Raw genomic sequence first — 10,546 nt, forward strand, 5'->3', positions numbered from 1 at the left:
GTCGCGACTGACGTCGCTCCCGCATGGAAAGAAGATCAACCCGCCGCGAACGCCGGCCGGGTCAGGTTGACCGCATCGCCGTCGGTGCACAGCACTTCGTCCTCGATGCGGATGCCGCCATAGGGACGGAACGCGTCCACCCGCGCCCAGTCGATGCTGTCGGCGTGGCCGTTCTTCCTCACTTCCTCCAGCAGCATGTCGATGAAGTAGAGGCCTGGCTCGATGGTCACCACCATCCCGGGTTCCAGCACCCGGGTCATGCGCAGATAGGGATGTCCCTCTGGACGCGGGATGCGGCCACCGCGATCGCTTTCGGCGAAGCCGGCCACGTCATGCACCTGCAGGCCGATCGGATGGCCCAGGCCATGCGGGAAGAACGCGAAGCTGACCCCGCTGGCGACCGCGGCTTCCGGCGATACCTTCAGTACGCCGAACTCCTTGAGGATGCCCATCAGGCCCAGGTGCGCGTCCAGGTGCAGTTGCCGGTAGTCGACGCCCGCGCGCACCGACCGGCCCATCGCGATCTGCGCCTGATCCACCGCGTTGATCAGCGCCTGGAATTCGCTGGCGGCGTCGGTGGCATACGTGCGGGTGATGTCGCTGGCGTAGCCGTGGAAGCTGGCGCCGGCATCGATCAGGAAGCTGCGGTGCTCGGCCGGCGCGTTGCGATCCAGCTCCATGTAGTGGAGCACGGCGCCGTGTTCGTTCAGGGCCACGATGTTGCCGTACGGCAGCTCGGCGGGATCCTGGCCGACTGCGGCGCAATAGGCCATGTGGATGGCGAACTCGCTGCGGCCTTCGCGGAACGCGGCCTCCGCCGCGCGGTGCCCGCGCACCGCCAGCCGCTGCGCCTCGCGCATCAGCGCGATTTCATAGGCGGACTTGTAGGAACGCTGGTACTCCAGGTAATTGATCACCGCTTCCGGATTGTTGGGCACGTGATCGCCCAGCGCGCTCCGCGGTTCGCCGAGGATGGCGCAGCGTCCGGCGGGATCGGGCAGCAGCGCCCGCGCTTCCTCGGGCTTACGGATCACGTGGATGTCGAAGTGATCCACCCACCAGCCGCTGGGCGCGGCCGGGACCACGTGCCAGTAGTCGAACGGCTGGTGGTAGATGACCTTGGGTCGCTGGCCGGGGGTATATACCAGCCAGCTGTCGGGCACCCGGGTCAGCGGCAGCCACGCCTTGAACTGCGGATTGGCCGCATAGGGATAGTCGCGGTCGTCGAACACCTGGTAGTGCAGGCTGCCGCTGGGCACGACCAGGTGATCGAAACCGCCGCGCGCCAGCGCTTCCTCGGCGCGCCGCTTCATCAACGCCAGGTGTTCGGCGTAGAGCGGGGCGAGTTCGGTGGCCAACGGGGCGGAAGCGTTCATGACGGCGGCTCTTGCGGGCGAAACCCGCATTTTGCCGCATCCGCGCCGGGCTTTCCCGTGACCGGCGCTCAGCCGGCGCCGGGCGCGTTCACCCAGGCGCGCAGCGTGTCCAACTGGGCGGGCTCGATGGTCAGGAAGCGCAGGCCGGCGAAACTCTGCCCCGGCGTGTTGGCCGCGGCCATCCACAGCACATGGGCGCCGACATCGATCGGCACTTCGCGGCCGGCGGCCGTGCGCAGGTGGAAACGCAGCTGGTAGATCGCGTCCTCCTCGATCGGCGCGCTGGCAATCAGCAGCATGCCCGATTCGGAGACGTTGCCCAGCCGGCCGATCAACTGCTCGGCGAGCGTGTCCATGACCGCCACCGGTTCGGGCACGTTGCGGCGGCGGGCGCGGCGGAATTCCTGGATCATGCGCCGTCTCCTCCGATCTCCGCGGTCTTGCCCATGCCGGTCAGGCTGCGAAGCGCGCGCAGCGTGGCGTTCCAGGCACGGTCGATCAACCGGCCCTTGTCTTCGGTGACCACCTGCACCTGGCCCTGCGCCATCAGCCGGGCCAGGCTGTCCAGCGAATGCTCGCCGGTGCGCTGTCCGCGCTGGTTCACGAACAGCGCATGGCCGGTGACCGGGCTGAACCAGGACAACCGCTGGCGCTGCACGTCGCCCTGCTGGTTGAGGGTGAACTCGAACCAGGTGCCGAACGGCAGCGCCCGCAGGTGTTCGAAACACTCCTGTTCCTTCGGCGAGCGCGCCTGCACCGGCTGGCGCTGGACCATGTTCTGCTCGCCCAGGCGCGCGCGCGCCTTGAGCTTGGCGGTCAGCTCGGTGCGCGAGCTGCCGTCATCCTCGCCACCGGCGCTGGAGAGGCGGCGGGCGATCGCCTGCGCCTCTTCCTCGTGATATCCCACCTGCAGCAGCGCTTTCTCGATGCGCGCCGGCAACTGCGGATCCTTGGGCGCTTCGGCCGGCGCGGTGGTGGCCGCGACGATCTGCAGGGTGGTCTGCAATTGCTCGGTCCATTCGTCCGAATGCTCGCCCTGGCGAAGCTGGGTCAGGGTCAGCACGTCGGCCCAGGCCTGGTTGACCAGCGCCTGCACGAAACGCGGCGGCTGATGGTCGTTGAACGCGGCCTCGATGGTCTCGGCGGCGCGCTGCTTGGCGATTTCCAGGCGTTCCTTGCCGCGCGCGGCCTCGATGTGCCGGCGTTCGGTCAGCTCGGCCTTGCGCGCGGCGGCTTCCAGGTGCCGCTGCACTTCCTGGTTGGCCTGGGCGAACACCGCCTCGTCGCCCTGGTAGTGCTTGATCACGAAATCGACCGACTGGTGCAACTGGTGCAGCAGGCGCGGATCCAGATCGTCGTCGGTCTGCCAGGTGGCGCCGGACTCGGCCACCGCATTGAGCAGTTCGCGGGCCGGATGCTCGGGCCGCAGGAAGAACTCGCGATCGCGCAGCGCGACCTGCGCCAGCGGGACCTGCAGGCGGGTGAGCAGATCGCTGGCCGGCGATTCGGGACGCACCTCGCGTTCGACTTCGTTGTACAGCAACCCCAGCAATTCGAAGGTATCCGCGTCCGGCGCCGCCAGCGTGGCCTGGGCGCCGTGCTGCTGGCGCGCGCGCGCCAGCAGCGCCTGCTGGATGTCCTTCAGGCTGCGGCGGGCCTGGCCCTCGATGCGCGGCGTGGCGACGCCCTGCAGCGACTGCAGCGCGGACAGCACGTCCGGAGTCGGCACCAGCCGGCGCACACCCTCGGCGGCGGCGGCGGCCGCCGGGGCGGTGGGCGCGGGCGGCGCCGCGAATGGACCGGCGCCGCTCTCCATGCCGGCGAAGCGGGTGGCGGCCGGTTCGCTGAAACGCGCGGTCGCCTGCCGCCGCGCGGCCAGCAGTTGCTGCAGGAGTTCGAAACTGGGGGCGCCGTCGGTCCGCTGCGCGCCGCCGGATCCGTCCGGCAGCGGCGGCGGCGTACCGGGCCCGGCGCTGGGGATGGTCCAGGCCGAGGGCGTGGAGGGGCCGTGCCAGCCGGTCAGCGGGCGATTGGCGTCCGCGCGCCCGGGCTTGCCGCCGGACGCTTCGGCGCCGGGGCGCGCCGGTGTCGGCGTATCGATCGCGCGGGTGCGGCGCGGCAGGTAGATCAAGCCGGGCAGGATGCCGGCCTGCGACAGGTACTGGTTCAGCGTGTCGGCCCACTCGTGATAGTTGCCCATCACCTTGTGGTCGAACGTGCGATACAGCAGCAGGCGCTCCTCCAGATCCAGTTCCAGGGTGCGCGCGGCCAGCCTGAGCATCCGGCACAGGCCCTGCGGTCCTATCGGCAGGCGTTCGTTGTCGAACGCGGGCGCGCCGCCCAGCGCGCCGAAGCGCTGGCCGAGCAGCAGCAGCGCCTGCGCGGCGCGGGCCTCGTGGCGGCGGGCGATGTCGCTGAGGACGATTTCCTCGTCCATCGCCGCGTCTTCCACCAGCGTCAGCGTGCGGAACTCGATCGTCGTCGGCGCCTGCGCGCGGGTGCGCTCGGGCGACGTGCGCACGGCGGCCAGTTCCGCTTCCAGGGCGAACATGAAGTGCGGGACGAACTCGCCGCGGTTGCGCTGGAGGGCGCGCAGGTTGCTGAAGAACTCGGCCTGGCGGTTGTCGCTGCGGGCCTGCTCGGCCTGCTTGAACAAGGCCTGCTCGTATTCCGGCAGCATCGCGTTGAGCGACTGGATGATGTCGCTGGAGATGTGCTCGAAGAAACCGCGAAGCAGCTTGCGCACGCGGGGCGGCAGCGCAGCGCTGGTCAGGCTGCCCGCGGCGGTGCTTGGCGGTGGCGGTGGGATTGCGGTCACGTGTGGTGGATCTCCCCTGAGGCCACAATTATCACATTTCCGGGATGCTGAACCGACCGGCGTGGGGGCGGGGTGATGGCCGGCATCAATCGGCCAGGAAGGCGGCCACCACGTCGTTGGTGAACCGTCGTCCCAGGTCGGTCGGGATGACCCGGTCGTCCTCCCGCCGCAGCCATCCCGCGGCCAGCGCCCGTCCCAGCGGCGCGTCCATCGCCGCCAGCGGCAGGCCGGTGCGGTGCTCGAAGTCGGCGACGCGGAAGCCCTCGTGCAGGCGCAGCGCGTTGAGCATGAACTCAAAGGGGCGCTGCTCTGGCGGAATGCGATCGTCGCCGCCCAGCGCCTGCGCGCCGCCGGCCGCGGCCAGGTAGGCGGTGGGATGCTTGATCTTCCAGCGTCGCAGCACGGTCTGTTCGGCGCCGAGGGTGATCTTGCCGTGCGCGCCCGCGCCGATGCCCAGGTAGTCGCCAAAGCGCCAGTAGTTGAGGTTGTGCGCGCACCGCCGGCCTTCGCGGGCGTAGGCGCTGATCTCGTAGTGGCCGAAGCCGGCCTCGGCCAGCAATGCCTGGCAGTGCGCCTGCATGTCCCAGGCGCCGTCGTCGTCGGGAATGCCCTGCGGCGGGCGGGCGAAGAAGACCGTGTTCGGTTCCAGGGTTAGCTGGTAGTGGGAGATGTGCGCGGGCTGCAGCGCGAACGCGCGCTCCAGATCGTGCTCGGCCATCGCCAGGGTCTGCTCGGGCAGGGCGTACATCAGATCCAGGTTGAAGTTGTCGAAGCCGGCGTCCTGCGCCAGTTTCACCGCCGCTTCCGCTTCGTTGCTGTCGTGGATCCGGCCCAGCCGTCGCAGGCAGCCGTCGTCGAAACTCTGGATGCCGAAACTGATGCGGTTGACCCCGGCGGTCCGGTAGCGGTCGAAGCGCCCATGCTCGGCCGTGCCCGGATTGGTTTCCAGGGTGATCTCCAGGCCGGGGGCGAACCGCAGCCGCGCCGCCGCGGCCTGCAGGAAGCGGTCGATGGCCTCCGGCGGGAACAGGCTCGGCGTGCCGCCGCCGAAGAACACCGAGTGGACGGTGCGCCCCCAGACCAGCGGCAGGTCGAAATCCAGATCCCGGATCAGCGCGTCGACATAGTCGTCGAACGGCAGCGGCCCCTTGCCCTGGTGCGAATTGAAGTCGCAGTAGGGGCATTTGCGGACGCACCAAGGCAGGTGCACGTACAGCGACAGCGGCGGCGGGATCAGCATGGCGGGCTCATTTTCCCGCATTCCGGCGGATGGGGGGAGCAGGCGCCCCGGGCCCGGCTCACGACCAGGTCAGGCGTTCGCGCAGCGCGGCCAGGGCGCGGCCACGGTGGCTGATGCGGTTCTTCAGCGACGCTTCCAGCTCCGCGGCCGAACGGCCCAGTTCCGGATCCAGGAACACCGGGTCGTAGCCATGCCCGCCGCTGCCGCGGCGCTCGCGCAGGATGCGCCCGCGCCATTCGCCTTCCACGATCAGCGGCTGCGGATCGTCGGCGTGGTGGAGCAGCACCAGCACGCAGTAGAAGTGCGCGCCACGCTGCTCGTCGGGCACGTCCTCGAGCGCGTCCAGCAGCTTGTCGATGTTGCGGCTGGCGTTGCCGTGTTCGCCGGCGTAGCGCGCCGAGTACAGGCCGGGCGCGCCGTTGAGGGCGTCGACGCAGATGCCGGAATCGTCGGCCAGCGCCGGCAGACCGGTCACGCGCGAGGCGTGGCGCGCCTTGATCAGCGCGTTCTCGACGAAGGTGGTGGCGGTTTCGTCCGCGTCGGTGACGCCGAGATCGGACTGGGCGATCAGCTCGATGTCGGTGTCGGCGAGCAGGTGGCGGAGTTCCTCGAGCTTGCCGGCGTTGGAGGAGGCGAGTACCAGTTTCACGGGTGGGGATCCGTCAGGGAGGATTCGGGAAACAAACTCAGGCGTTGAGCTGCAGCAGGTCCCAGCGGTTGCCGTAGGCGTCGCGGAACACCGCGACCGTGCCGTAGCTTTCCTCGCGCGGGGTTTCCAGGAACTCCACGCCCCGCGCGAGCATCCGCGCATGATCGCGATGGAAGTCGTCGGTCTCCAGGAAGAAGCCGACCCGGCCGCCGGTCTGATCGCCGATGCGCGCGCGCTGGGCGTCGTTGCCGGCCACCGCCAGCAGCAGGCAGGTTTCCCGCGAACCCGGCGGCGCCACCCGCACCCAGCGCCGGCCGCCGCCCTGGTCGGTGTCCTCGCGCAGTTCGAAGCCGAGCGCGCCGGTGTAGTGGGCGATGGCGCGGTCGTAGTCGTCCACCACCACGGTGATCAGGCTGAGCGTCTGGCGCATCGGAGAGGAACCGGTTGGCGTGGGAAGGCGAACCGCCGCGGTCAGCCGGCCAGCGCGGCCTGCTGCGCGGCGAACAGTTCGGCGGTGCCCTTCTGGCCCAGCGCCAGCAGCGCGTCGAGTTCGTCGCGACGGAACGCATGCCCTTCGGCGGTCCCCTGCAGCTCGATGAAACCGCCGCCATCGTTCATGACGATGTTCATGTCCGTGTCGCAGTCGCTGTCCTCGGCGTAATCCAGGTCGAGGACCGGCGCGCCGCGGTAGATGCCCACCGACACCGCGGCGACCGCGCCCAGCAGCACGTCGCGCTTGATCTCGTTGCGCTGGCGCAGCCAGCCGATCGCATCGGCCAGCGCCACGTAGGCGCCGGTGATGGCGGCGGTGCGGGTGCCGCCGTCGGCCTGGATCACGTCGCAGTCCAGGGTGATGGTGCGTTCGCCGAGGGCGGAACGGTCCACGCAGGCGCGCAGGGCGCGGCCGATCAGGCGCTGGATTTCCAGCGTGCGTCCGCCCTGCTTGCCGCGCGAGGCTTCGCGATCGCCGCGGGTGTGGGTGGCGCGCGGCAGCATGCCGTACTCGGCGGTCACCCAGCCCTCGCCCTTGCCGCGCAGGAACGAAGGCACCTTGTTCTCGACGCTGGCGGTGCACAGCACCCGGGTTTCGCCGAAGCGGATCAGCACCGAGCCTTCGGCATGGCGCGTGTAGCCGCGCTCGATGCGGACCTCGCGCATCTGATCGGGGAGGCGGCCGCTGGGACGAGGGACGGACATGCAGGGAACTCGGCAGGAGGGAGGAGCGGAAGACCGCGTGGGCCGCAGGGCCCGCGGATTCGGTCGACCGGGGCGCGCTAGGGTACCATTCGCGCTTTCGATCCGACCGGGTTTCCCATGATTCGCAGCATGACCGCCTTCGCCGCCGTCGAACGCGCCACCTCCGGTGGCACGCTGACCGGCGAACTGCGCGCGGTCAATCATCGTTTCCTGGAACTGGGCACCCGCCTGCCCGAAGAGCTGCGCGCGCTGGAGCCGGCCCTGCGCGAGCGTGTTTCCGCGCGGGTCTCGCGCGGCAAGCTCGATTTTACCCTGCGCCTGCGCGCGCCGGAGGGCGAGGGCACGCTGCAGATCAATCCCGCGCTGGTCGGTCAGCTGTCGGAACTGGCGCTGGATCTGCATGCGCGGTTCCCGGCCCTGCGCACCGGGTTCACCGACCTGCTGCAGTTCCCCGGGGTGCTCCAGGGCAAGGCGGTGGACCAGGCGACCCTGCAGGCCGAGGCGCTCGCGCTGGTGGACGCGGTGGTCGATCAGTTCGTCACCGCGCGCGAGCGCGAGGGACAGAAGCTGGTGGCCGCCATCCTGGAGCGCGTGGACGCCATCGCCGCCCGCGCCGCCGAAGTGCGCGAACTGCTGCCCGTCATCCGCGCCGGCCAGCGCCAGAAGCTGGAAGCCCGCCTGGCCGACCTCACCCAGCCCGCCGATCCCGGCCGGCTGGAGCAGGAACTGGTGCTGTGGCTGCAGAAGCTGGACGTGGACGAGGAACTGGATCGGCTCGACAGCCACATCAAGGAAATCCGCCGCGTCCTCAAGCAGGCCGAGCCGGTGGGGCGGCGGCTGGATTTCCTGCTGCAGGAATTCAACCGCGAAGCCAACACCCTGGGCTCCAAGTCGGTGGACACCCGCACCACCAACCTGGCGGTCGAACTGAAAGTCCTGATCGACCAGATCCGCGAACAAGTGCAGAACATCGAATGAGCCGCCGCGGCACCCTCTACATCGTTGCCGCGCCTTCGGGCGCGGGCAAGAGCAGCATCGTCAACGCCGTGCTGGCCCGGGATCCGGAAATCGCGCTGTCGATTTCCTTCACCTCGCGCGCGCCGCGTCCCGGCGAGCGGCATGCCCAGCACTACCACTTCATCAGCGCGGACGAGTTCCAGTCGATGATCCGCGCCGGCGATTTCTTCGAATACGCGCTGGTGCATGGCGACTGGAAGGGCACCGCGCGGCAGTCGGTCGAGCCGCAGCTGTGTGATGGCAAGGACGTGCTGCTGGAAATCGACTGGCAGGGCGCGCGCCAGGTGCGCGAGAAGGTGCCCGACGCGGTCAGCGTGTTCATCCTGCCGCCCTCGCGCGACGCCCTGGAACAGCGCATGCGCGCGCGCGGGCAGGACAGCGAGGAGGTCATCCAGCGCCGGCTGGCCGCCGCCCGCGAGGAGATGTCGCACTACGACGAGTTCGACTACGTGATCGTCAACGACGTGTTCGAAACCGCCTGCGATCAGATGCACGCCATCTTCACCGCCAGCCGCCTGCGCCGGGAGGCCCAGCAGCAGCGACACGGGGGGCTGATCGGGGCCCTGCTGGCCGAGTAGGGGCCGGAACAGGCCAGTCGTGGCGCTTAACTGACTGATTTATAAAGAAACGGTTGCCTGGGGCCGGCCGAGGCCGTACAATCGCCGCCCCTTTCCCTATTCATCGCGCGGCCCCTGGGTCGCCGGGAGCCCGCATGGCCCGCATCACCGTCGAAGATTGCCTGGAAGTCGTCAACAACCGTTTCGAACTGGTCACGATGGCCGCCAAGCGCGCCCGCCAGCTCGCCAACGGCGTCGAGTCGACCATCGACAACAGCGAAACCGCCGACAAGCCGACCGTGCTGGCGCTGCGTGAAATCGCCGCCCGCAAGATCGACAACGATCTGATCGACCGCGTCGAGAAGGCCGAGCGCGAGCGCGCCGAGCGCGAAGCGCTGGAATGGGCCGCCGCCGAAGTGGTCGCCGACGAAGACATGTCCAAGGGCGACGACTGAGGCAAGCCGCCGGCGCGGGAAATCCCGCGACGCCGCCATTGCCGCTTTCATCGGAAAGGCCCGCGCGAGCGGGCTTTTCGCGTTTTCCGGGTTTGCCGTCCCGCCACGTCTGCACTAGGCTGGCGTCATGAACCCAGGCCGTACCGCCAAGGCACTCCGTACCCCCGCTTCGTCGCGCAGCGACGGCGTGCCGGACTATCTCGCCCAATTCGAAAAGACCGCCCGTTACCTGCCCAAGGAACAATTGCCGCTGCTGCGCCGCGCCTGGGAAGTCGGCGCCGCCGCGCATGCCGGGCAGACCCGCAAATCCGGCGAGCCCTACATCACCCATCCGGTGGCGGTGGCCGGCGTGCTGGCCGAACTGGGCATGGATGCGGAGACGTTGATCGCCGCGATCCTGCACGACACCATCGAGGACACCCCGCTGACCCGCGACGAGATCGCCGGGGAATTCGGCGAGTCGGTGGCCGAACTGGTCGACGGCGTCACCAAGCTGGACAAGCTGAAGTTCCGGGACCGCCAGGAAGCGGCGGCCGAAAGCTTCCGCAAGATGCTGCTGGCGATGTCGCGCGACCTGCGCGTCATCCTGATCAAGCTGGCCGACCGCCTGCACAACATGCGCACGCTGGGCGCGCAGTCCGCCGAGGCGCGCCGCCGCATCGCCATCGAGACGCTGGAGATCTACGCGCCGATCGCGCAGCGGCTGGGCATGAACCTGATCAAGGCCGAGCTGCAGGACCTCGGCTTCAAGGCGCTGCATCCGTGGCGGCACGCGGTGATCGCCAAGCGCATCCGCAGCCAGCCGCTGGTGCGGCGCGAGGCGTTGGGGCAGATCGAGGCGCGGCTGGCGCAGCGGCTGGCGCTGGAAAAACTGGAACACCGGCTGGTCGGGCGGGTGAAGACGCCGTGGAGCGTCTACACCAAGATGCGCGCGCAGCGCCGCAGCTTCGACCAGGTGATGGACGTGTTCGGCTTCCGGGTGGTGGTGGACAGGGTGGCCGACTGCTACCACGCGCTGGGCGTGGTGCATGCGGTGTACAAGCCGCTGGACGGCCGCTTCCGCGATTTCATCGCGATTCCCAAGGCAAACGGCTACCAGTCGCTGCACACGGTGCTGTTCGGGCCATACGGCTCGCCCATCGAGGTGCAGATCCGCACCCGCGAGATGGACCTGATCGCCGAGCGCGGCGTGGCCGCGCACTGGGCCTACAAGATCGGCGTGGACGGCGGCGGCAAC

At 69.5% G+C, this 10,546-nt stretch carries 11 protein-coding genes; 4 read left to right on the forward strand and 7 right to left on the reverse strand.

What is annotated here, in order from left to right; all coding sequences use genetic code 11:
• Positions 1–35: 35 nt before the first annotated feature.
• The 7 genes from pepQ to rph form a co-directional block, all read right to left on the reverse strand.
• A complete protein-coding gene (pepQ, locus tag ACTHN1_RS15950; RefSeq protein ID WP_440471920.1) occupies positions 36–1,376 on the reverse strand; it encodes a Xaa-Pro dipeptidase in 1,341 nt (446 codons plus the stop codon).
• Positions 1,377–1,444: 68 nt separating this feature from the next.
• Complete coding sequence (locus ACTHN1_RS15955; RefSeq protein WP_440471921.1) at positions 1,445–1,789, reverse strand: PilZ domain-containing protein; 345 nt, start codon at positions 1,787–1,789, stop codon at positions 1,445–1,447.
• Positions 1,786–4,194 carry a DUF1631 domain-containing protein gene (locus ACTHN1_RS15960; protein ID WP_440471922.1) on the reverse strand — a complete coding sequence of 803 codons (2,409 nt, stop codon included), beginning with the start codon at positions 4,192–4,194 and terminating at the stop codon, positions 1,786–1,788. The genes ACTHN1_RS15955 and ACTHN1_RS15960 overlap by 4 nt, the downstream gene beginning before the upstream one ends.
• A gap of 85 nt (positions 4,195–4,279) precedes the next feature.
• Positions 4,280–5,434, reverse strand: coding sequence for a radical SAM family heme chaperone HemW (gene hemW, locus ACTHN1_RS15965; protein WP_440471923.1), 1,155 nt, complete (start codon positions 5,432–5,434; stop codon positions 4,280–4,282).
• A 58-nt stretch (positions 5,435–5,492) separates the two neighbouring features.
• A complete protein-coding gene (gene rdgB, locus ACTHN1_RS15970; protein ID WP_440471924.1) occupies positions 5,493–6,083 on the reverse strand; it encodes an RdgB/HAM1 family non-canonical purine NTP pyrophosphatase in 591 nt (196 codons plus the stop codon).
• Positions 6,084–6,120: 37 nt separating this feature from the next.
• Positions 6,121–6,513 carry a VOC family protein gene (locus tag ACTHN1_RS15975; RefSeq protein WP_440471925.1) on the reverse strand — a complete coding sequence of 131 codons (393 nt, stop codon included), beginning with the start codon at positions 6,511–6,513 and terminating at the stop codon, positions 6,121–6,123.
• A 41-nt stretch (positions 6,514–6,554) separates the two neighbouring features.
• Positions 6,555–7,280 (reverse strand): ribonuclease PH, encoded by a 726-nt coding sequence (rph, locus tag ACTHN1_RS15980; RefSeq protein WP_440471926.1) that lies wholly within the window; start codon positions 7,278–7,280, stop codon positions 6,555–6,557.
• 117 nt (positions 7,281–7,397) lie between these two features.
• Between rph and ACTHN1_RS15985 the strand changes: the two genes are divergently transcribed.
• The 4 genes from ACTHN1_RS15985 to ACTHN1_RS16000 all read left to right on the forward strand — a co-directional run.
• Positions 7,398–8,258, forward strand: a complete 861-nt coding sequence (locus ACTHN1_RS15985; protein WP_440471927.1) for a YicC/YloC family endoribonuclease — start codon at positions 7,398–7,400, stop codon at positions 8,256–8,258.
• Positions 8,255–8,875, forward strand: a complete 621-nt coding sequence (gene gmk / locus ACTHN1_RS15990; RefSeq protein ID WP_440471928.1) for a guanylate kinase — start codon at positions 8,255–8,257, stop codon at positions 8,873–8,875. Before ACTHN1_RS15985 ends, gmk begins: the two co-directional genes overlap by 4 nt.
• Positions 8,876–9,009: 134 nt before the next feature.
• Positions 9,010–9,309, forward strand: a complete 300-nt coding sequence (gene rpoZ / locus ACTHN1_RS15995) for a DNA-directed RNA polymerase subunit omega (RefSeq protein ID WP_141453999.1) — start codon at positions 9,010–9,012, stop codon at positions 9,307–9,309.
• Positions 9,310–9,436: 127 nt separating this feature from the next.
• Positions 9,437–10,546, forward strand: a 1,110-nt coding sequence (locus tag ACTHN1_RS16000) for a RelA/SpoT family protein (RefSeq protein ID WP_440471929.1), incomplete at its 3' end; no start/stop codon positions are given.

This window comes from Pseudoxanthomonas sp. (genome assembly GCF_051953815.1).
Lineage (GTDB): Bacteria > Pseudomonadota > Gammaproteobacteria > Xanthomonadales > Xanthomonadaceae > Pseudoxanthomonas_A.